Below are 22,039 nucleotides of genomic sequence, written 5' to 3' on the forward strand. Positions count from 1 at the left end.
GCGCATGAGGAGGCATCGGTGGCGGGCGAGTCCCCCGACAAAACGGAGCAGCAGAAGTCGTCGGGGACGGCTGCGGAGGAACGCGACCCGCGCTTCGCCGTGTTCCGTGACCCCGGCGAGGACACGGGCGCGGATGCGGAGGCGGAGGCGGACTCCGGCTCGGACGACCGTCCCGGTACGGCGTCGGTCCCGGGGGTCACCTCGGACACCGCGACCGCTGTCTTCCGTCCCCGGCTTCCGGAGGACTCCGCCCGGCGCGAGCCCGAGGCGGAGACCGTCTCCGAGCCCGCGGAGGCCGCTTCCGAGCCGGAGGAGACCGTCTCCGAGCCGGAGGGGGTCGCTCCCGAGCGCGAAGAGGCCGCTTCTGAGCCGGAGGAGACCGTCTCTGAGCCGGAGAGTGCGGCTGTGACGGCCTCCACGGCCTCTGGGGAGGCCGACGCGCCTCCGGAGGACACCGGGGACGCCGACGACCGCCCGAGCCCGGACACGGACGCGGAGGCCTCCGACGCGGAGACGCCCGCGGAGGAGACGGCGGACGAGGCCGAGGCCGAGCCCGAGCCCGGGGACGGCCGTCTGCGTGACGCGGTGGCCGCCTGGGTCGATGCCGACGCCGAGGACAAGCCGGCGGCGGACGCCGAGAGCGACACAGACGCAAGCGCGGACGCGGACGCAGGCGCGGACTCCGAGGCGGAGCCCGATGCCGAGGTCGGTGCCGATGCCGACGGCAAGGACGAGCCCTCCGCGACCGCAGAACCCGAGCCCCAGGCGGACGCGGAGCCGAAGGACGAGCCGGATGCGGAGCCGAAGGGTGAGGCGGACGACAAGCCGAAGCCCGAGGCTGACGCCGACGACGCCTCCGACCTGCGAGGAATCGATCAGCCCACCGCCATCTTCAAGGCGCTCAAGCCGGCCGAGCGGGTCGACCAGGCGACGACCGCGCTGAAGCTCCCGCCACGCGAGAGCAAGCCCGAGAACAAGCCCGGGAGCAAGAGCGAGGGCACGGGCAGGAGCGGGAGCAAGCCCGAGAGCGAGGCCGAGCGCACGAGCACGTTCGTGCCGCTGCGCTCCGACGACGTACGGTCCGCCCCCGCGCCCCGCAAGCCGGAGCCCGAGTCCGCGTCCGAGCCCGGGGCCCAGGCGGGACCCGGTGCCGGGGCCAAGGCGCCCGCGCCCACCCCGGAGGCCGGCTCTCCGGCCTCCGCCGAGCCCGCCGCCCCGTCCTGGGCCGCGGCCGAGCGCACCCGGCAGCAGCCGCTGCCGCCGAGGCCGCCGCTGGACCTGCTCGCCGAGCTGACGAACACCCCGCCGCCCGCGGAGACCCCGGTCCGGACCGCCGTACGACGGGTCAAGATCTGGACCCCGCTGGTGCTCCTCCTGCTGATCATCTTTGCGATCGTGCAGGTGATGCGCCCGCTGCCGGAGCCCTCGCTCGAGCTCACGGCGAAGCCGACGTACACCTTCGAGGGCGCTGCGACGAAGCTGTCCTGGCCGGGCCAGGGCCAGTCGGCCGTGATGGTCGACGGCGTCGGGTCGCTCGGTTCCGAGGGTGCGCAGAAGCCGGCCCCGATCGCCAGCGTCGCGAAGGTCATGACCGCCTACGTGATCCTCAAGGAGCACCCCCTCAAGGGTGACGAGGAGGGTGAGACGATCACCGTCGACCAGAAGGCCGAGGACGAGTCCAAGCGGCCCGACGAGTCGACGGCCCCGCTGACCAAGGGCCAGGAGCTCAGCCAACGGCAGATGCTCCAGCTGCTGATGATCCCCTCGGGGAACAACGCGGCGCGGCTGCTCGCCCGGTGGGACGCCAAGACCGAGGACGCGTTCATCGACAAGATGAACGAGGCGGCCAAGGACCTCGGCATGACCGGGTCGACGTACACGGACCCGAGCGGGCTGGAGAAGACCACGGTCTCCACCGCCACCGACCAGCTGAAGCTGGCTCAGGCGGTCATGCGCAATGAGGTCTTCAGGAAGATCGTGGACATGCCCGAGGTCGAGATCGAGGGCATCGACGGCAAGATCTACAACAACAACAACCTCCTGCTGCAGCCGGGCGTGAGCGGCATCAAGACCGGGTCCTCCACCCCTGCGGGCGGCAACCTGCTCTGGTCCGCGAACACCGTCGTGGACGGCAAGACGCTGTGGATCTACGGAGCGGTCATGGGCCAGCAGGCCGGGACCGGCCGGGTCTACGACAGCCTGGAGCTGTCCCTCCAGAACAGCCTGAAGCTGATCAAGGACGCGCAGGAGGCCGCCACGTCGGCGACGGTGGTGAAGAAGGGCGACGTCGTCGGGTACGTGGACAACGGGTTCGGCGGACAGACCCCGGTGGTCGCCACCAAGAACCTCAAGGCGGTCGGCTGGTCCGGTCTGAAGGTCGAGCTCAAGGTCACGGACAACGGCGAGGGCATCGACCACGCGGCGAAGGCCGGGAGCGAGGTCGGCCAGGTGACCGTCGGCACCGGCACCGGGAAGGTCACGGCACCGGTGGTGCTGCAGAGCGACCTGCCCGAGCCGGCCTTCGGCGACAAGCTGGCCAGGATCGGCTGAGACGCCTGATGGGAGGGGTGGGCGGAGTCGTCCGCCCCTCCCGTTCATGACGGAGATAGCTGTCGGAGGTACGTGTTAGCGTCCCCGGACAACTCCAGGACGCCGGGACGCGTCCTTGGGGAGGTACGGGGCCGGCGGAGGACGGGGAGAGCCGTAGTGACCACCGCGGAGCCGAAGCCCGGCCGCGAGGCGGACGAGACCACCGGGGCCGGGGACGACGCCCTGCACGTTCGCGTGCCGTCTCCCCGCGTGCCGGAGTCCCCTGATTCCCTGGAGTCCCCTGATTCCTCCGGGGCTGCCGATGCCTCCGGGATTCCCGAGTCGACCGAGCCCACCGAGTCCTCCGAGCCGACCGAGCTCACCGAGCCGACCGAGCCCTCAGAGCCCACCAAGCCCTCAGAGCCCACCGAGTCCCCGGGATCCGCCGGCGACCCCGGGTCGCGCGACCCCGTCGCGGGGTCGGCCGCCGCTGCCGCCCCCGAGCCGTCGTCCGCTGCCGCCCCCGACTCGTCGTCCGTCTCGGCCCGGCGGCTGCTGCGGCACCCCGTCACCATTGCGACGGCGGCCGCCGCCGTCCTCCATCTCCTCTGGTTCTTCTTCTTCGCCAACACCGGCGGCGACATCGCCGCGCAGGACGCCTGGGCCGAGTTCGTGGGCCGGCACCCCGGCACCGCGTACAACCTGGCCTGGTACGGGGGCATGCACCCCGTCTCGTACAGCGTGGTCTCGCCCTACCTGATGTCGCTGCTCGGCGTCCGTACGACGATGATGATCGTCGGCACGATCTCCTCCGCGCTGACCGCGCTGATCCTCGTGCGGGTCCGGGCCGTCCGCAATCCGCTGGCCTGCTCGCTCGCCGGGGTCTTCGCGTTCCTGTGCAACGCGCTGTCGGGCCGGGTGACGTTCGGACTCGGGATGATGTTCGCCGTCGGCGCGGTGGCCGCGGTGTTCTGCTGGCCGTACCGGTGGCGGTACAAGCGGTGGGCCAAGGCCGCCGTCGCCGCCCCGCTCGCTGCCCTCGCGACCGCGTCCAGCCCGGTCGCCGGGCTCTTCCTCGGTGTTGTCGCGGCGGCGCTGTTCCTCCACAAACGACGCCCCGGCGCGTACGCGATCGGGCTCGCCCCGGTCGCCGTGGTGGGGCTGTCCGCCTGGCTGTTCCCGTTCTCCGGTACGCAGCCGATGTCGCTCGGGACACTGTCGCTGCCGTTCCTCTTCGCGGCCCTCGTGTACGTCCTCGTACCGCGCGACTGGAGCACGGTCCGCACCGCCGCCGCCGTCTACGGGATCGGCACGCTGCTCACGTACGTCATCGACTCGCAGATCGGGTCGAACATCACGCGCATGGCGATGCTGTTCGCCGGGGTGGCGCTGCTCGCCGCCCTGCCGTACGCGGTGCCGCGCAGCCGCCGCTGGTACGCCCTGGTCCTGGCCTTCGTGGGCCTCAACTTCTGGATCGGGTTCAAGGGCGTCGACGACATCGTCCGGACCGCGCCCGCCGCGTCCTGGAACCGGGAGCTGGCCCCGCTGGTCAACCAGCTCCAGCAGGTGGAGGCGGAGCGCGGCCGGGTCGAGGTGGTGCCCGCGAGCAGTCACCGCGAGTCATCGGCGCTCGCCCCGTACGTCAACCTGGCGCGCGGCTGGAACCGCCAGGCGGACATGAAGCGCAACCCGCTCTTCTACGACGACACGCTGGACCCGGTGAACTACCGGGAGTGGCTGGACCGCTGGGCCGTGCACTACGTGGTGCTGCCCAAGGACCGGCCGGACAACGGGGCGATCCAGGAGGCGGAGCTGGTCGAGCAGGGGCAGCCCTACCTGCGTCAGATCTGGGGCGACGCGAACTGGAAGCTCTTCCGGGTCCTGGACCCGGTGCCGCTCGCCGATCCGCCCGCGACGGTGGAGCGGGCGGGGGCGGACGAGCTGACGATCACCGTGAAGTCGGCCGGCCGGCTGCTGATCCGGGTTCCGTACTCGCGGTGGCTCGCCCTCGTCGACGAGGACGGCAAGAGCGTGGAGCGCCCGCAGGAGACGGAGGAGTCCAAGGAGCGGTCGCAGGAGGACGAGACCGCGCCGAAGACCTTCGTCAATACGCACGGCTGCCTGAACAAGGTGGAGGAGGGCCCGTACGGCGACGAGTGGACCGAACTCCTCGCGCCGCGACCGGGCGTCTACCGGCTGGCGGCCCCGTACCAGTTCCAGCCGGGCACGCCCTGCCCCGAAGAGCTGAGCTGACCCCACCCGGGGACCCGGCCGGAACGGACCGCTCCACCCCGTCCCGCTTCCCGAAGGCGAACACGCCGGTACGGCAAGGGCGTTGCTCCCGCCGGGCTCTCACGTCCCGTGTACGGGCCATCGTGTACGGACTCTCCCTCTGCGGGCGGCGCACTGGCAAGGTGTCCTGCCATGAGGTGCCAACACTGCGGCGGCGGGCGGCGAGGCCCGCTGCCCGGAATGGTCTGCCCCGGCTGCTCGGCGGGGGCGTCCCGCGCGGCCGGCCTGGACGGTTCCTGGGTCGTGCGCGAGACGCTGACGGGCCGGCTCTCCACGCTGCCCCGCCGGCGCAAGGCCCTGCTCGCGGCGGGCGTCGTGGTGGCCGCCGGAGGCCTGGTCACCGTCGTCTCGCTGCTGGTCGGCGGGGGCGTGGGCGGTGGGGGCACCCGTACGGACGCGGCGGGCCGGGCGGGCGCGCTGCCCGACCGGGTCGGTGGCGGGGCCCCCACGAGGATCGCCCCGGGACCGGGACCGGGCACGGACGCGGGCACGGACGCCCCCGCCACTCCCGAGCCGTCGAAGCCCCCGGGCGGCGGGCCCCGCTTCGCCCAGTGGGCGGGCCCCGGCTGCGCGGACGGTACGTACGAGGAACGCGGCCGTTTCGAGAACGGGGACGCGGGCTGGTACACGGTCGAGAACGGCGGCTTCGACGGCGGCGGGTGTGACGGCCGGTTCAGCGCCGTCCCGATGTCGGGCAGCCCGACGGAGGACCGGGGCTCCACGGCCACCTGGTCCTGGCGGCTGGGCCAGGGGTTCCGGGAGTGCGCGCTGACCGTCTTCGTCCCCGACAGCGGCAGCCCCCGCGACACGGCCGGGGATCCGACGGTCTACCGGGTGCTCTCCGACCCGGACGACGCGGACTCCGCGTACACGGGGTTCGCGGTGCTCCAGACGGAACACCGGGGGAGCGGGGTCCCGGTGCGCAGCTACCCGGTCAAGGGGGACGTCTTCGCCGTGCAGCTCATCGACCGGGGCCGGGACTGGGGCGACGCACGACGGGTCGGCGCGCACCACGCGGCGGCCCAGATGAGGGCGTCCTGCCACTGAGTGGCCACTACCGTACGAACCCGCGGTCGTGCGGCGACAGGTCCGTGGCGGGCCCGGCGGCACGGAGGACCGTGTCCAGGGCTCGGTCCGGGGCGGCCGCGTAGCACCCGCTCGCCCAGGCCGCGTTGGCCTCGATCACCGCCCATCGGCCCTCGTCGTCCCGGCCGACGTCGACGACGATCGCGGAGGGCAGGGTCTGCCCGGTGGCGGCGAGCACCTCCCGCCCGAAGGCGAGCGCGCCGCTGTCCGGCGGTCCGAGGCGGAGCCGGCCGGCCTCGGCGTACTGCCCGGCCGTGTGGACGGCCCCGTCGAGCAGATGGAGGCGGTACTCGACGGCGAACGTCATCACGTCGCTCACCAGCACCACGGTCGCCGGGTCCACGGCATCCGGTCCGGGCAGCCGGGACCCGTCCGCGTACACGAGCGCCGAAATGCTCTTGTCGTTCGGCGACTTGACGAAGGCGGGGCGGCGCAGCCGGTACGCCTCATCGATGGGCATGGCCCGGATCTCCCGCCGGGTGAGCGCCTGCGGGAGCCGTGCGAGCCAGTCGGCGGGAGCCTCCAGGAGGGCGATTCCGAGGGTGGGGGCCACCACGTCGGCGAAGGAGGGCCCGGCATGCAGGTGCACACCCGCCCCACCCGTCCTGCCCGCCCCACTTGGCCCCTCCGGTCTCCCCAGCCTCTCGGGCACCGCGGAGGCGGCCGACTCCACCACCCGCATCCCGCGCCGCAGCGCGACTCCCCGCAACGTCCGGGCGGAGGCGGTGAGTCGGGGCGGGAGGACGAGCGTGCGCGGACCGGTCATGGTCGCCGATCCTCCCGTACGGGGTGGGTCGCGCCCCACAGGTTTTCTCCTCGTGCCGAGCGGCCGGGGGTGAGCGGAGGGGCGGCCTCCGGGGCGCCGGACCGGCCCTGGCCGGAGGCGTCCGGCTACCGGAACCCAGTGATACGTTTACGCGCTGATGCTTGACATGAACATAATTACGGGGGAATCGATGCAGCAGACGACGCGGAACCGGATCGTGGCGCGAACGGCAGCGGGCATGCTGGCGGTGCTGTTCGCCGCGGGCTGCTCGGTGAGCGTGGGCAGCCCCAAGGCGGTGAGCAAGGACGAGGTCGCGAAGCAGGCGTCGGCGGCCCTGAGCCAGAAGGTCGGCCGCGAGATCGACGACGTCACCTGCGAGGACGACCTCAAGGCCGAGGTGGGCGAGACCGTCCGCTGCGAGCTGACCGTGGGCGGCGTGAAGCAGGGCATGACGGCCACCGCGGCGTCGGTCGACGGCGACAAGGTCAAGATGGACTTCAAGGTCGACGACGCCCCCGGCGCGGGCGCCTCCGGAGAGCCGGAATCCACCGAGCCCACCGAGTCGGCCCAGCCCACCGGCACGCCGAGCGCCGGTGGCGGGGGACCGGCGGTGGCCAAGGCGGAGGTGGCCCGTCAGGGCAAGGCCGCCCTGACGGCACAGACGGGCCAGGCGCCCGACGCCTTCTCCTGCCCCGAGGACCTGCCGGCCCGGGTGAACGCCGTGGTCCGCTGCCAACTGGCCGCCGACGGCAAGCAGTACGGCGTGACGGTCACCGCGACGTCGGTCCTCAACGGCAGCGTCAAGATGAGCTTCAAGGTCGACAGCACTCCGAACGGCTGACCCCCGGGGAACCGGGGCCCGCGACACGGCGGGGGACGACACGACGAAGGGCCAGATCGGGGCATATGCCCTGACCTGGCCCTTCTTGATGTCCATGCTGGTGAAGAGTGTGCCCCCGGCAGGATTCGAACCTGCGACACCCGCTTTAGGAGAGCGGTGCTCTATCCCCTGAGCTACGAAGGCGGGGTTTGTCGAAAACCTTGCCGGAAAACCCGTGGGGAATGCCGGGCAGGCTGTGACAAACGCCCTGGTCAGGCTCCCCTGAGGCGATGCCCGGAAGCGGTCTGGAGGGACACTTTCCCAGGCAGGCACCCTGAAGGTCGACTGACCGGTGACAGCCTAGCCGATAGGGGTTACCGCGGTCGCCTCCGTTGCCGCCCAGCGCCGCCGTGTGGTCGCGCCATGCCGTTTGACCTGGGAAGTTCCGGGGAGCGCGTGGGGGTGGAGGCCTATTTGATCAAGGTGTCCACGGTGCGCGGGTGGGGTGGGATGTCCGTGCGGCGCCGGGATGTCGGTTTCCGGGCAGTGGCCGACGGTTCCCGGTCTACGGGCAGTGGCAGGGCCAGGGCCTTCTTGCGCCTGCTTCCGCGTATGCCTGTGAGTGCGCCATCGATGACGGAAATATGTGCAGCGTCTCGCTACGTCGGAGGTCTCCCTCGCTGCCCGATGCCGGTCGAGCCTGACAGCGGCGAGAACTACGTCGCCGAGGGCGCGCCCCCGCTGAGGGTTCTGTCCGAGGTCAGTGTGAGCGCATCGCAGAGACAGCTCGCACGTAGGGTCAACTACCCGAAGTCCCCCTCCCCACGAAGAAGTTGGGGAGACAATGGAGTGTGCTGGATTCAGAGGGTGACGCCACGAACGAGCTGCGAGGGGCAGACGAGCGACTCGCGGGCATGACCGAGGCTCTCCTCGCACGGGGCTTCAGCCTGGTGCGCAAGAGGGTCTACTGGGACGAGAGTTGCGACGGGACGGGAGACATGGGGTGGCTATGGCTCCGTGCCGATCCACCTTTGTACCCACAGGAGCCGCACGACTGCGTCGTCCGCTTCAGTGCGGCCGACGACAACTGGCAGGTCTCGTCCCCGGGAAGAGAGGGGCGGCCGATACCCGGAAGCAGCGACACCGCTACGGTCGCCGCTCTGATCGCCGACGGAATGGCCCGGCGCCCGGAGACTTCCGCCCACAGGGAGGCCATCGAGGTCCCGGTCGTACGCGACGTGCCCGAATGGGTGGCGCTGGTCCTCGGCGGTGTCGCCACCTCGGTGGTCCTTCCCTTCGTGCAGGCTCTCGTGGGCAAGTCCTCCGACGACGCCTACGCCAGTCTGCGCGCCCGGTTGCAGGGCTCCCGAAGCGCGGAGCCGGCCGCCGTGGAGGCTCCCCCGACCGCCGCTCCCGCCGAATACCTCAGCGTGCTCGATCCTGAGACCGATCTGCACCTTGTGGTGCCGGATCCCGTCCCGGCGAGCGCCCTGCGCCAACTGGCTGCGATGGACCGCACCGAACTCCGGGGCCGCACCCTTGTCTGGGACGAGAGCCGAGAGGAGTGGCTCCCATGCCGGAGGGCCTGAATCCGGAAGGCCCTGCGGCGCATTCGCTGTCGCGACGGCTCGCGGCGTACTCCGCCCGCCAGGACATCGGCGTCCTGTTGGTATCCGAGGCGGAGCAGGAAGCGGCCGAATCCCTGGAATCCGCCGTACGCGCCGTGGTCCAGGACATGCAGCTCGACGTGGAGCCGCATCTACGTCTCCTCCAACTGGCCGGCTGGGTGTTCTGGCTGCGCGGCGGAGCGGACCCTCAGCGCAACCCCCGGCACGAACGGGATCTGACGCTCTCGCTCACGCTGCTCGCCCCCCTGCGGGACGCCGAACCGGAGTCCGCACCGGAAGCAGTGCGCCGTGCCCTTCCGGCACCTCCACGGCCAGGTGCGCCCCAGGTCCGTGGCTGGGGCGACCTCGCGGGTCACCTCCTTCAGGAAGCCGGACCGCGCGACAGGACGGCCCTGCTCGCCGCTGCCGCTGTGCTGCAACTGGGCATGGTCATGGCCGAGGCCGAAGCAGACCGCGCCCGGTCCACCAGCAACCTGGCGCACGTGCTGACTCTGCTTCACGAGCACCACGCCGTCCCGGACGCCATGACGGGCGCACTCGGCTTCGCCCGGCGGCTGTTCGAGGAGTCCTCTTCCGAAACGCCCGAGCAGGCCGCCTACCTGACACGCCTGTGCGAGGTGCTGCTCGTGGCCTACGAGTCCCGGCACACCCCCGACGCGCTCGCCGAACTCATCGGCTTGAACCGCAGGGCGCTGAAGATGCTGCCGGGCGACCATCCGAACCGGCCGGACCACACCACCAACCTCGCCGGCCTGCTGCACCGCCAGTACCAGGCGACCGGCGACATCGGGTGCCTGCGCGAAGCGGTGGCCCTGAGCAGATCACTGGTCGCGGCACTTCCGCCTGGGCATCCGGCCATCCCCCGGGAACTCAACAATCTCGCCTTCCACCTCGAAAGACTGGCCGGGGACGAGAGCGGGCTGATCGACACCGCGACACTGAACGAGATGATCAGCCTCGGCCGGACCGCACTTGCCTCGACGGCCGGCCCGGGACCGGCGCTGGAGCTGCGTATCGCGCTGGCAGCCAACCTCAGCCGCTGGCTGAGGCTACGGGCCACGCTCTCCCGGCCAGGGGAGGCGGCAGCCCGTGACACCGACGAGGCACTGCTCCTGGCCCGAGAGGCCTACGAGGATTCTTCCGGCCAGCCGACCGGCGTGGTGCTGGAAGCACTGGCCAACGCCCTGTCGGACCGGTACACCCGCTCCGGGGACCGCGCGGCCCTCGATGAGGCCGTGGTCCTCCTGCGGACGGCCGTCGACGCGGCGGACACCCCGTACCGACAGGCAGTGCGGCGCTTCATACTCGGATCCGCACTCAACAACCGGTACGTGGATCTCGGCAACCCTGCGGACGCGGGCGAAGCGGCACGGCTGCTGCGCGAGGTGGCAGACTCCGCCGCCGCCTCCGTGCGCCACCGTCTGGACGGTGCGTGGGCTGCGGGCAAGCTCGCCCTAGCCCTGGGCGCCCCTGCCACCGCCGCGGAGGATCTGACGCTCGCTGTCCGTCTCCTCCCGGAACGCGTCGGACAGGTGTGGGACGACCGGGACCGGGCCCGCACCCTCGTGGAGTACGCGCCGCTCCCAGCGGTGGCCGCTGCGTGCCTGATCTCCATCGGCCGGCCGGAACGGGCACTCGAACTCTTGGAACAGGGACGCGGGCTGATCCATGGGGAATCAGCGGCCATCTCGGCGGACTTGGAACGTCTGCGCGCCCGGTCCCCCGAGCTCGCAGCCGCGCTGGAGACCCTCCCGGGCGAATGGCGGGCGGCACCGGACGCCGACCGTCGGCAGCAACTGGCCGAACAGCGGGAGCGGCTGACAGCCGAGGTCCGACGGGTGCCGGGGTTCGAGGGATTCCTTCATCCGCCGCGCCTCGCGGAGATCCTCGCCGCGTGCAAGGCGGGCCCGGTGGTGGTGCCCATCGCCGGCAAGGACGGCGAGGGATCCCACGCACTGATCGTGACGGAGGACGGTGTACGTTCGCTCCCCCTGCCCCGGCTCAGCCGGGCCACCGTCAGGGCGCTCAGCACCAGCATCATCGCCGGATCCGAACTCGCGCTGGACGCCGAACGCTCCGTACGCGAGCGGCTTCTCGCCGAGGACGACGTGCGGTCCGGCCTGGCACTGCTCTGGGACGCCGTCGTCGGCCCGGTCCTCGACGCCGTCCGGGACCTTCCTCGTAGCGGCACGGACGATCCGACCGGCAGGCCACGACTGTGGTGGTGTCCCACCGGTTTCCTCTCCTACTTTCCCCTGCACATGGCAGAGCGCCCCGCGGAAGGCTCCGCCTTCGACCTGGTGACCTCGTCGTACACCGGCACGGTGCGCGCACTCGGCCGAACGCGGCCGTCGCGGACGAGCGCCGGGAGCCGGCCGCTGGTTGTCGCCGTACCGCACGCTCCCGGAGTTCCCGATCTCCCCGGTGCCGACGAGGAAGCCGCTGTACTCATCGGCCTGCTGCCAGGAGCCCGCCTCCTGCGTGGGCAGGCTGCCACGCGCGAGCGTCTGATGGCGGAGCTCCAGCGCCACGACATCGTCCACATCGCCGGCCATGCGGGGTTCGACGCCGATCGTCACTACGAAGGCCACCTCGTCCTGCCCGACGGCAGGCTGCACTTCAGCGACATCGCGACCGCCCGCGCCGGACAGGGGGGTCTGGCCTTTCTGTCCGCCTGTGGGACCGCCCGCAGTCGTATCGACGTCCCCGATGAGTCGCTGAACCTGCTTTCCGCCTTCCAACTGGCCGGCTTCAGCGACCTGGTGGGAAGCCTCTGGCCGGTGGCCGACCATGCCAGCGTTCGCTTGGCCGAGTCCTTCTACCAGCACCTGACCGCCTACCCGAGCACGGGCGTCGCCCCTGCACTCCACCACGCGGTGTCCGAGCTCCGAGCACGCCACCCCGACCGCCCCTCCCTCTGGGCCTCCCCTGTGCACATCGGCCCATGACTTCTGCCGCGGTCTCGCGGTGAACGAACAGGTGCATCCTGCGAGGGGGCGGCGGCCGGCAGGTGCCGATGACGGCCGAGGCGCCGCCCGAGCGGCCGCCGCGCGCACCCCCGGCAGGTGACCGAAGACCCGGCCGCGGGGACCGTCTCCCTCGCGCTCGTCCGCGCGTTCACGGCGGTGTGCGTTCACCCCGTCGGGTACGGCTGGGCTCGCCCCGTCGATCTGTCCCGATCTCGTCTGTCTCCCGCGTGTCTTCGTACGGCCACCCCCGGCCGCCCGGCCGCGAGCGCGGCCTGCGCCGGATCGCCCGGTGGTGTCGGTGCCAGGCCCTGGCGACAGGCTGCCACCAGCGACGACACCCGCGTCATGGTGGCCGCGATCGGGCTCTGCGGATGCCGTGGCCGCATCCGGTAGAACATGTTTCTGGCCGTACTTCGGGATGGCCGAAATTGGCCGTGATTAATGCCCGTTGGCTGCCTCAATACATTGGAGGTTGGTTGCCCGCTATGCCCGAGGCGGATACCGTAGACGCCGGAAAGCCGGCGCCGACAATCGACAACCATGGATGCCGAAAACTGGAGGGGTGTCTTCCGTTTGGACGCGCAAGTGCTCGATCCATATTCCGGTCGCATGTTGGCCGGAATTGAGCCGCCCTCATGGTGACTGGGGTTTTCATTGCGACGGTTTTCGTCATGGTTGCTGCGCCGGGGCCGTCATTCATGGTGCTGGTGAACGAGACACTACGATTCGGTCGGGGGGCCGGGATGGTGACCATTCTCGGCAGCAGTACCGGCCTGCTCATGTGGGCCGTCGCCTCGACCCTCGGGCTGGCTGCGCTGATGCAGAGCTCCGAGACGGTGTTCACCGCCTTCAAGCTGGCGGGCGCCGCCTACCTCTGCTACCTCGCGGTGACGACGGTGTACAACCGGCGGAACTACGGCCACCAGCCGACGGAGGCACCTGAGGGGCGCGATGCGTTCACCTTGTGGCAATCCTATCGATCAGGGCTGGTCACCAGTGCTGCCAACCCCAAAATGGCCACCGTCTACCTGGCGCTGATCCCCCAGTTCCTGCCGGCCGGCGGCGGTTCACCCGCCGATGTGGCCACACTCACCGCCGTCCAGATCTTGATCAGCGCCGCCTGGTACGCGGTGGTGGTCGGGCTCGTCGGCCTGGCAAGGCGGCTCCTGGTCAGACCGGCGGTGCGCGTGGGACTGGCCTGGGCGAGCGGAGCGATCCTGCTGCTCCTCGGGCTGCGCACCGTGGCGATGGCCGCTCCCATGGCTTAGCGGAATGGCCGAAATAAGCGAAGGACTGTCCGGGAAGAGGGATTGATGTGACGTCTCCTGAGAAGATCGAAACTCGGGTGCGCGAGGTCATCACGGCCGTGATCGGCTCGTCTGCGCCTGCCGATATCGCACTCGATGACGAGTTGCACGAGATCGGAATCGAGTCACTCAATATTCTTGAAATCGTTGTCCGTCTTGAGCAGGAGTTTGACATCAAGATCGGAGACGGTGAGATATTCGAAGCCGCGCTGAGCCGGGTCGGCGACATCGCGAAGTTGGTCCAGTCCCACGTCGGAAGTTCTTAGGAACCAGGATCGGAGACATCATGGCAAATTCGGCAGAAGCTTCGCTGACACCTGAAGAAATCGTTCCCACGCACTGGTACAACGTGCTGTCCGACCTCAGCGGCGTCGAAGACGCGGCGAAGCTGCGGCAGGCCAGGCCGGAGACCCGCCAGGACGGCGGCCCGATCACCCCGCAGATCCCGCTGTCGATGTACCGGCAGAGCATGGGCCGGGAGCGGTTCGTCGAGATCCCGCAGCCGGTGCGCGAGGAGTACCTGCGCTGGCGGCCGACCCCCCTCAACCGGGCGCATCGGCTGGAGCGGCTGCTCGACACCCCGGCCCGGATCTACTACAAGTACGAGGGCACCAACACCACCGGCAGCCACAAGCTGAACACCGCGCTGGCCCAGGCCTATTACTACAAGCAGGCCGGCATCACGAGCCTGACCACCGGCACCGGCGCCGGCCAGTGGGGGTCGGCGCTCGCCGTCGCCTGCCGCATCTTCGGCATCAAGTGCACCGTCTACATGGTGCGGGTCAGCTACAACCAGAAGCCCTACCGCCGGATCATGATGGAGATGAACGGGGCCGAGGTCATCTCCAGCCCCAACGAGAACTCCGAGGCCGGCCGCGCCGCGCTGGCCCGTGACCCCAACACCGACGGCAGCCTGTCCATCGCCAACGCGGAGGCCTTCGAGCACGCCCGGCAGGTGGACCGCTGCAACCTGTCGGTGGGAAGCGGGGAGAACCACGTCCTGCTGCACCAGACCGTGATCGGGCAGGAGGCGGTCAGGCAGTTCCGTGCGATCGGCGACTTCCCGGACGTCGTGATCGGTTCGGTCGGCGCGGGCAGCAACTTCTCCGGCATCACCCTGCCGTTCTTCCACGAGAAGGTGCGCGAAGGCCTGGACACCCGGTTCGTCGCGGTGGAGCCCGAGGCCTGCCCGAAGCTCACCAAGGGCCGCTACGCCTGGGACTACAACGACTACACCGGCGTCACGCCGATGACCAAGATGTACACCCTGGGGCACACCTTCGTCTCCCCGGGCATCCACGCCGGCGGCCTGCGCTACCACGGCGCCGCCCCTTTGGTGAGCGCGATGTACCACCAGAAGCTCATCGAGGCGGTGGCCTACCCGCAGCACTCGGTGTTCGAGGCCGGCATCACCTTCTCCAACGAGGAGGGCATCATCCCGGCCCCCGAGTCGGCGCACGCCATCCGGGCCGCGATCGACGAGGCGCTGCTGGCCAAGAAGGAAGGCCGGGAGAAGGTCATCCTGTTCAACCTCAGTGGCCACGGACTGCTCGACCTGTCGGCCTACGAGCACTTCCTCAGCGGAGGCATGACCGACATGGCGGCCTCCGACGAACTGATCGCCGCATCACTCGGTCGCCTGCCGGCCATGGACGACCTCGGCGCGGCAGCGCGCTGAGGAAACGCTTCACAGATGGGGGTGACAGGCCGTGCGACACCTGACCGACGAGGTGCTGAACGTCGCAATCGTGGGAACCGGGCCGCGCGGGATCTCGGTGTTCGAGCGGATCGCGGCCAACCTGACGGCGGAATCCGACCCACCCAGGGTCAGAATCTGGCTGATCGATGCGGCCGAACTGGGGGCGGGCCGCATCTGGCGCACCGACCAGGAGACCTGCTTCCTGATGAACACCGTGGTCGGCGAGATCAGCATGTTCTCCGGGGTCGACGACAGCAAGCCGTGTCGGCCGGGCGCCGGCCTGTCCTTCCAACAGTGGTTGAGCACACAGCCGGACCCGGCCCTGTCGGGTCTGGGCCGTGACGACTATGCGCCGAGATACGCCTACGGCAGGTATCTGCGGTATGTGTACGACGCGGTGGTGCGCAGCGTGTCCGAGCTCGGCGAGATCGTCGAGGTGGTCGGCCGGGTCACCTCGTTGCGGGAGTCCGAGGACGCCTACACCCTCGAAGTGTCCACATCGGACGACGCGTTCACCGTGACCGCCGACGCGGTGGTGATCACCTCCGGCCACGCACGGGCGGAGCTGACGGAGCACCAGTCCGCGCTGGCGCGGTCCGCGCGGGAGCGGCCCGGACTCCGTTACCTCAGCGGCGATTCGGCCGCCGACCTGGACCTGCCCTCGATCCCGTCGCACGCCACGGTCGGTGTGGTGGGGCTCGGCCTGTCCTTCTACGACATCCTGATGTCCTGCACCGTCGGCCGGGGCGGGAAGTTCAAGGAGAGCGTCGACGGGTCGATGTTCTACGTACCGAGCGGCAACGAACCCAAGCTGGTAGCGGGCTCCCGCAGCGGCCTGCCGATCCTTTCGCGGGGCCGTAACCAGAAGGACGTGACCGGCCGCTCGGCGCCGAAGTTCCTCACCTCGGCCGCCATCGGCCGACTGCGCGAGCGCAACGTGGCGGGCCGGGGAAGCCCGAGCCTGGACTTCGACCAGGACGTCCTGCCCCTGCTGCAAGCCGAGATCAACTACGTCTACTACACCACCCAGGCAAGGATCCAGCACGGGGCGGCGCGGGCCGAGGAGCTCGCCGCCGAGCTGCGCGCCATCGGCCCGGACCTGGCGAGCTGGCGCGACGCGGCCCTGCGCCACGGGCTCCAGGACGTGGCACCCGTCGACCTAGACCAGTTGTCCAGGCCCTTCCGGACCCAGCGGTTCGACTCCGCCGCGGACGTCGTCGCCGAGGTGGGGCGCATCATGCGCGCCGACATCGCGGAGGCCGGTCAGGGCAATGTGGACAGTGCGCTCAAGGCCGCACTGGACGCCATCCGCGACTCCCGCGAAGTACTGCGGCACGCCGTGGACTTCGGCGGACTCACTCCACGGTCCCATCGGGCCGACTTCCTCGGCCGGTTCGTCTCGCGGACCTCGCGGCTCTTCACCGGCCCGCCTCTGGAACGCTCCGCGCAGTTCCTGGCGCTGATCGAGGCCAAGGTGCTCGACGTCGCAGGGCCGGACGTACAGCACGGATACGACGCCGAGCAGGGCCGGTTCTTCCTGGAGTCCCCGGCCGTCGAGGGTTCGCGCAGGCACTGCGACGTACTCATCGACTCGCGGATCCCGGCCGCCGGTCTGGTGCGCAACACCGACCCGCTGATGCGGCAACTGGTCGACGAGCGGGTGGCCGTCGGGTTCGTGCACGGCGACGACGAGGAGATATTCGAAACCGGCGCGCTGCACATCACACCGGCCGAGCGCCGCGTGATCACCGCCGACGGCAGGCCGCACCGGGCCGTCTACGCGCTGGGCATTCCGACCGAGCGGGTGTGCTGGTTCACCCAGATCGGCAACGGCAGGCCGGGTGTGAACACCTCCTTCTCCAGGGACGCCGACGTGATCGCACTCAGCGTGCTGCGCCGGGCCAAGTCCAAGGCCTTCCAGTGATCGGGGAAACGTTGTCCGTGCAAGACGATGCCTACCGGGAGTTCCGGGCCGCGCGGGACGTCCTGCTGCAGCACGCCGAGGACCAGGACGCCGCACGCAAGGCTTTCCAGTGGCCGCGGCCGCGGCAGTTCAACTGGGCGATCGACTGGTTCGACCGGATCGCCGAGGGCAACGACCGGGTGGCCCTGCGCATCGTGGGGCAGGGCGAACTGACCTTCCAGGAGCTCTCCCGGCGCTCCGACCGGACCGCCGACTGGCTGGCGTCGCAGGGCGTGCGCCGGGGCGAGGTGGTGGTCCTGCTGATGGACAACCGCCTCGAACTCTGGGAGCTGATGCTGGCCCTGATCAAGATCCGGGCCGTCGTCGTCCCCCTCTTCCTCTCCATCTCGCCCGAGGAGCTGAGCACCAGGATCGGCCGGGCCAAGGCCCAGCACATGATCGCGGACCATCGGATCGTGCCGGGGCTCGCGGTGGACGGGCTCCGGACCAGGATCGTCGTGGGCGGGGAGCACGAAGGCTGGGTCGGTTTCGCCGCCTCGGCCGAGCACGAGGGCGCCTTCGTGCCGGAGGGCCCCACCGAGGCCGACGAGCCGCTGTTCTACTACTTCACCTCCGGCTCCACCTCGCGGCCGAAGCTGGTGGTGCACACCCACGTCAGCTACGCGATCGGCCATCTGGCGAGCATGTACTGGAACGGGCTGAAGCCCGGGGACACCCATCTCAACGTCTCCGCCCCGGCCTGGGCGAAGTACCCGTGGAGCTCCCTGTTCGGTCCCTGGAACGCCGAGGCCACCGTGGTGTCCATGGACAGCGCGGACGCGACCCCGCAGCGGCTGCTGGAGGTCCTGCGAACCGGGACGATCAGCAGCTTCTGTGCCCCGCCCAGCACCTGGCGGGCGCTGATCCGGACCGGTCTGCCCGACGGCCTGCCCGGGGTGAGGCACGCCGTCAGCGTCGGTGAACCGCTCATGGGCGATGTGGTCGAGCAGGTCCGCGACCTCGCCGGGGTGACCGTCCGCAACGGGTTCGGGCAGTCCGAGGTCACCGCCCTGGCCGGGGTCACCGCCTCCTCCGCGGCTGACCCGGTGTCCATGGGCCACCCGTTGCCGGGCTACGCGTTGGTGGTCGTCCGGCCCGGCACCGACGAGCCGGCCCAGGAGGGCGAGCTGTGCCTGGACCTGAGCAACGAACCGGTCGGCATGATGCGCGGCTATCTGGACCCGGAGGACAACGCCGCCATCCACACCCCGGGCGGCCTCTACCGAACCGGTGATCTGGCCCGGTGGAACAGCGACGGGTCCCTGGTCTATCTCGGGCGGCGCAAGGACGTGTTCGAGGGGCCGGACGGGTCGCTGATCGCCCCCCTCGAGCTCGAACACGTGCTGGTGCTGCACCCCGCCGTCGCCGAACTGTCCGTGGTGCCGGTGTCCGAGGGCACGGCACTGGCGCCCAAGGCGTACGTCGTGCTCGCCGCCGGGTGGAACGCCAGCCGGGCCACCGCCGAGGCGCTCTTCGCGCACCTGCGGCAACGGCTGTCCGCGTCCCAGCCGGTTCGGTTCCTGGAGTTCGTGGACGACCTGCCGCGCACCGAATCGGGCAAGGTCCGGCGAGAGGGTGTCCGGGCGCTGCGCAGGTCCCGAAAGGTCGAGTTCACCACCGGGCTGCCGGCCCCCCGGATCCCCTCGCCCGCAACGGAACCCGCAGCGCAACCTGCGGCGGAACCCGTGGCGAGGACGCCCTGACCGCGGAGGTATGAAGTCGATCCGTCCGGTTGACGCCACCGGCGGGGTGCGGAGTTCGCCCCCACCGGTGGCGGGCCTCGGCCCCGGTGGTGGCGGAGGAGGTCCTGCGCCAACCGGGCCGAGCGGCACTTCGACGCCCCGGACCTGTCCGGCGGGGATCGCCCGCCGTCCCGCCGCCCCCGTCCCGCGCGACCGTCCCCGCCAGGGATGACGGGCCGCCCCTTTGCGTCGAGCCGCCTCCCGCATAGCGTCACGCGTGTCAGCCAGCGCCAGCGTGAGAGAGGCCGTCCGTGCCGCACACCCATCCGTCCCCGCCCCCGGCCCCCGAAGAGACCGCGGCCCGTGCGGAACGCACCCGCCGCGCCGCGCGCGTCGAGGCCTCGCTCACCGCGCCCGGCGCACCCTTCGCCGTGGTCCTCGGCGAGCGGGGGACGCCGGAGTACGCCGACGGGCCCCGCACGCTCCGGGAGTTCGTGGAGACCACCTGGGCCTACCGGGACACGCCGTTCCTGATCGCCGGTGAACAGCGGTACTCCTACGCCGAGTTCTTCGCGGCCGCCTCCGCCCTCGCCGTACGTCTGCGGGAGGGGTACGGGCTGCGCCCCGGGGACCGGGCCGTGATCGCGATGCGGAACCACCCCGAGTGGCAGATCGCCTTCTGGGCCGCCCAGTTGGCCGGTCTCGTCGCCGTACCGCTCAACGCCCGGTGGTCCGAGGACGAGTTCACGCACGCCCTGGACGACTGCGCGCCCGGGGTGCTCCTGGTGGACGGGGAGCGGCTGGGCCGGGTCGCGGGCTGGGCCCGGCGGACCGGCACCCGGATCGTTCTCTTCCACGGGGCGGGCCGGGCGGCGGACAGTCCCCGAGGTGAGGGGGACGAGGCCTCGGGGCTGCGCGTCGAGCGGTACGAGGACTTCCCCGCCCCCGACCCGCTGGCCGCGCCGCCCGACGTGGAGCCCCGGCCCGAGGACGACGCCACGATCCTCTACACCTCGGGCGCCACCGGCCGCCCCAAGGGCGCGGTGGCCACCCATCTCGCCCAGGCGGCGGCCGCACTCAATCCCCGCTACCACGCGGCGGCCTCCGCACTGGCGCGCGGCGTCATCCCGGGGCAGGGGCCGGCCCCGGTCTCGCTGATGACGTTCCCGTTCTTCCACGCCGCCGCGTTCACCGGCTGCTACGGGGCGATGGCGGTCGGCGGCGCCCTCGTCCTGATGCACGAGTGGGACGCGGACGAGGCGCTGCGGCTGATCCGTACGCACCGCGTCACGCACTTCGCCGGGTCCCCCTCCACCGGGCTCCAGCTGCTGGAGGCCGCGGAGCGGGCGGGGGACGGGCTGGAGAGCCTCACGCTGTTCGACACCGGGGGAGCCGTGCCCCCGCCCGCCCTGGTCGCCCGCCTCACCGCCCGGTACGGCGCGCGTGTCGAGCCCCGCAACGGGTACGGCCTGGCCGAGACCGGCGGCGGGGTCCTCGCCCACTTCGGCGACGACTACCGCACCGAGCCCGGCAGTGCGGGCCGCCCGACCCCGGTGACGGAGGTGAGGGTCGCCGGGCCCTCGGGGGAGGAGCTGCCGGACGGGGAGCCGGGCGAGCTGTGGCTGCGCGGCCAGTCGCTCTTCCGGGGCTACTGGCGCGACGCGGCGGCGACCGGGAAGGCGTTCGGCGACGGCGGCTGGTTCCGTACGGGGGACCTCGCCGTACGCCGGGAGGGCCGGATCTCCGTCGTCGGCCGGCTCCAGTAGCGGCCGGCCGAGGTGCTGCGCACCGACGGGCCGCTCAGGGGCGGGTGACCTGTACCCGGTAGTTGCCGTCGTCGTCCTCGTCCAGCACGGATATCCGTACGCCGTTGGCCCGGTCGGTGAAGGTCTGTCCGGGGCGGAACGGGGCGTCCGACAGTTCCGCGTGGACGTTGGGGCGCCGGGTGCAGCCGCCGCTGTCCTCGGTGGCGTCGGCGACGGAGACCGGGCCCTGGCCGGTGTCCACGTCGGAGCTGACCTTGTAGATCAGCACCCCGGGCCGGCAGACCGCCTCGTCGTTGCCCCCGGCGGTGCGGACCTCCACGGCGTAGCCGGACTGGGCGCTCAGCGGGACGAACGCGAGCTTGGTGCCGCCCTCGGTGGCCAGCGGGCCGAGCGTGTGCTCGCTGATGCCGGACTGCGAGGCGCAGCTGATCTGGTCGTTGTCGAGCCAGCCGAGCTTCCACTTGTGCCAGGCCAGGAAGTCGTTGTTGGCGCCCCAGTCCTCGGACATGATGTCCCAGTGCCCCACCGAGCCGCCGCCCTCCATCGTGTAGAGGTCGGGGAGGCCGAAGACATGGCCGTTCTCGTGCGGCAGGACGCGGTAGCCGGTCTCGGCGTACGACCCCGATCCGTCGTCCTGGCGGCTGTAGACGAACGAGGTGTTGGAGAGCGGGACGCCGTCCGCCGTCGGGGCCTCGTCGTTGCCGGAGAAGGTCACCGAGAGCACGGTGTCCAGCGCGGAGGGGCCGGCGTTCGGGCTGACCAGGATGTTGACCAGGTCGTACGCGGAGAAGTCGACCCGGGGGTCGGCGGCCGCGACGATGTCCTTCACCAGCTGACGGTAGCCCGGCTCGAACGGTGAGCCGCGCTCTATCCCGTACTCCGTGAACGGCAGGGGCATCCGCAGCCAGTCCTTGACGGGGGCCTCGGGCCGGTAGACGAGCCGGCCGTAGGAGCTGGCCCTGAACCACTCGGAGGTCTGCGGGAAGAACTCCGCGTACCGGTCCGTCGCGGGTTCCGTCCCTTCAGCGTCCGGGAAGTCGATCATCAGGTTGAGCGCCCTGATCTCGCCGGTCGACCGGGCGTAGCCGGGCGGGGTCGGCAGGCCCTCGGACATCTGCACGCCCATGGTGGAGGAGATCCGGCACGGGGCGAGCGCGGAGTCCTGGGCGGTGGCCGCCGGGCCCGCCGAGGCGCGCCCGGCGGTGGGCAGGGTGGTGCTGGCCGATGCCATGGCCGCTATGACCAGCGCGGTCGCGCCGGCCAGGGCGACCGGGCGGCGGTGTCTGCGTATCCGGTGGCGGGGCTGCTGCATAGAGGCGCCTTCGGGGTCCGCGGCAGTCGGCCGACCCCTGACTGCGCTCTGGCGATCAGCCTGTGCCGAGTGGTCCGGGGCCGCTCGCTGGGTGCGCCGATCGGAGGGTTTTCCCTTCGGAGGTGATGTGACTCAGGTCACATGGGGGTGGGAAATAAGCGGGGATCCTCTCCCCGTTTGCATACGTGTCCCCGCTAAACGGGGAAACGGTCCCCAGTTA

Annotated in this window: 13 protein-coding genes, 1 tRNA gene and 1 pseudogene; 12 read left to right on the forward strand and 3 right to left on the reverse strand. The window is 71.1% G+C overall.

All coding sequences use genetic code 11. The annotated features are described in order from the left end of the window. Window positions 1–18 precede the first annotated feature (18 nt). The 3 genes from ACH4UK_RS26380 (at window position 19) to ACH4UK_RS26390 (ending at window position 5,868) form a co-directional block, all read left to right on the forward strand. The gene (locus ACH4UK_RS26380) at window positions 19–2,550 is read left to right on the forward strand and encodes a serine hydrolase (protein ID WP_398360188.1); all 2,532 of its coding nucleotides are present in this window, start codon (window positions 19–21) and stop codon (window positions 2,548–2,550) included. A gap of 156 nt (window positions 2,551–2,706) precedes the next feature. Next, window positions 2,707–4,782 carry an MFS transporter gene (locus ACH4UK_RS26385; RefSeq protein ID WP_398360189.1) on the forward strand — a complete coding sequence of 692 codons (2,076 nt, stop codon included), beginning with the start codon at window positions 2,707–2,709 and terminating at the stop codon, window positions 4,780–4,782. Window positions 4,783–5,001: 219 nt separating this feature from the next. Further along, window positions 5,002–5,868 (forward strand): adhesin, encoded by an 867-nt coding sequence (locus ACH4UK_RS26390; RefSeq protein ID WP_398360621.1) that lies wholly within the window; start codon window positions 5,002–5,004, stop codon window positions 5,866–5,868. Between the two features lie 7 nt (window positions 5,869–5,875). Here the strand turns inward: ACH4UK_RS26390 and ACH4UK_RS26395 are convergent, their stop codons facing one another. Then, a complete protein-coding gene (locus ACH4UK_RS26395) occupies window positions 5,876–6,673 on the reverse strand; it encodes an ATP-grasp domain-containing protein (protein ID WP_398360192.1) in 798 nt (265 codons plus the stop codon). Between the two features lie 190 nt (window positions 6,674–6,863). Here ACH4UK_RS26395 and ACH4UK_RS26400 point away from each other — a divergent pair, with 190 nt between their 5' ends. Beyond that, entirely contained in the window at window positions 6,864–7,514 is a 651-nt protein-coding gene (locus ACH4UK_RS26400) for a DUF4333 domain-containing protein (RefSeq protein ID WP_398360622.1), read from the forward strand. Window positions 7,515–7,624: 110 nt separating this feature from the next. On the opposite strand, the gene ACH4UK_RS26405 is transcribed toward ACH4UK_RS26400, so the two are convergent. Continuing rightward, window positions 7,625–7,697 (reverse strand) — tRNA-Arg (locus tag ACH4UK_RS26405). 710 nt (window positions 7,698–8,407) lie between these two features. Between ACH4UK_RS26405 and ACH4UK_RS26410 the strand changes: the two genes are divergently transcribed. The 8 genes and pseudogenes from ACH4UK_RS26410 to ACH4UK_RS26445 form a co-directional block, all read left to right on the forward strand. Next, window positions 8,408–9,082, forward strand: coding sequence for a hypothetical protein (locus ACH4UK_RS26410; protein WP_398360194.1), 675 nt, complete (start codon window positions 8,408–8,410; stop codon window positions 9,080–9,082). Continuing rightward, window positions 9,067–12,069, forward strand: coding sequence for a CHAT domain-containing protein (locus ACH4UK_RS26415; protein WP_398360195.1), 3,003 nt, complete (start codon window positions 9,067–9,069; stop codon window positions 12,067–12,069). Before ACH4UK_RS26410 ends, ACH4UK_RS26415 begins: the two co-directional genes overlap by 16 nt. Before the next feature lie 692 nt (window positions 12,070–12,761). Then, on the forward strand, window positions 12,762–13,358 hold the full coding sequence (locus tag ACH4UK_RS26420) for a LysE family translocator (RefSeq protein ID WP_398360197.1): 597 nt from the start codon (window positions 12,762–12,764) through the stop codon (window positions 13,356–13,358). Window positions 13,359–13,405: 47 nt separating this feature from the next. Continuing rightward, the gene (locus ACH4UK_RS26425; protein ID WP_398360199.1) at window positions 13,406–13,663 is read left to right on the forward strand and encodes an acyl carrier protein; all 258 of its coding nucleotides are present in this window, start codon (window positions 13,406–13,408) and stop codon (window positions 13,661–13,663) included. A 20-nt stretch (window positions 13,664–13,683) separates the two neighbouring features. Next, the gene (locus tag ACH4UK_RS26430; protein WP_398360201.1) at window positions 13,684–15,075 is read left to right on the forward strand and encodes a TrpB-like pyridoxal phosphate-dependent enzyme; all 1,392 of its coding nucleotides are present in this window, start codon (window positions 13,684–13,686) and stop codon (window positions 15,073–15,075) included. 31 nt (window positions 15,076–15,106) lie between these two features. After that, a complete protein-coding gene (locus ACH4UK_RS26435) occupies window positions 15,107–17,020 on the forward strand; it encodes an FAD/NAD(P)-binding protein (protein WP_398360203.1) in 1,914 nt (637 codons plus the stop codon). Window positions 17,021–17,037: 17 nt separating this feature from the next. Further along, a complete protein-coding gene (locus tag ACH4UK_RS26440) occupies window positions 17,038–18,762 on the forward strand; it encodes an AMP-binding protein (protein WP_398360205.1) in 1,725 nt (574 codons plus the stop codon). Window positions 18,763–19,052: 290 nt separating this feature from the next. After that, window positions 19,053–20,504, forward strand: a pseudogene (locus ACH4UK_RS26445) (class I adenylate-forming enzyme family protein); the annotation flags it as partial. Between the two features lie 37 nt (window positions 20,505–20,541). Here the strand turns inward: ACH4UK_RS26445 and ACH4UK_RS26450 are convergent. Then, on the reverse strand, window positions 20,542–21,819 hold the full coding sequence (locus ACH4UK_RS26450; RefSeq protein WP_398360206.1) for a M6 family metalloprotease domain-containing protein: 1,278 nt from the start codon (window positions 21,817–21,819) through the stop codon (window positions 20,542–20,544). Window positions 21,820–22,039: the final 220 nt, after the last annotated feature.

Source organism: Streptomyces sp. NPDC020884 (genome assembly GCF_044333935.1).
In the GTDB taxonomy this organism is placed as follows: domain Bacteria; phylum Actinomycetota; class Actinomycetes; order Streptomycetales; family Streptomycetaceae; genus Streptomyces.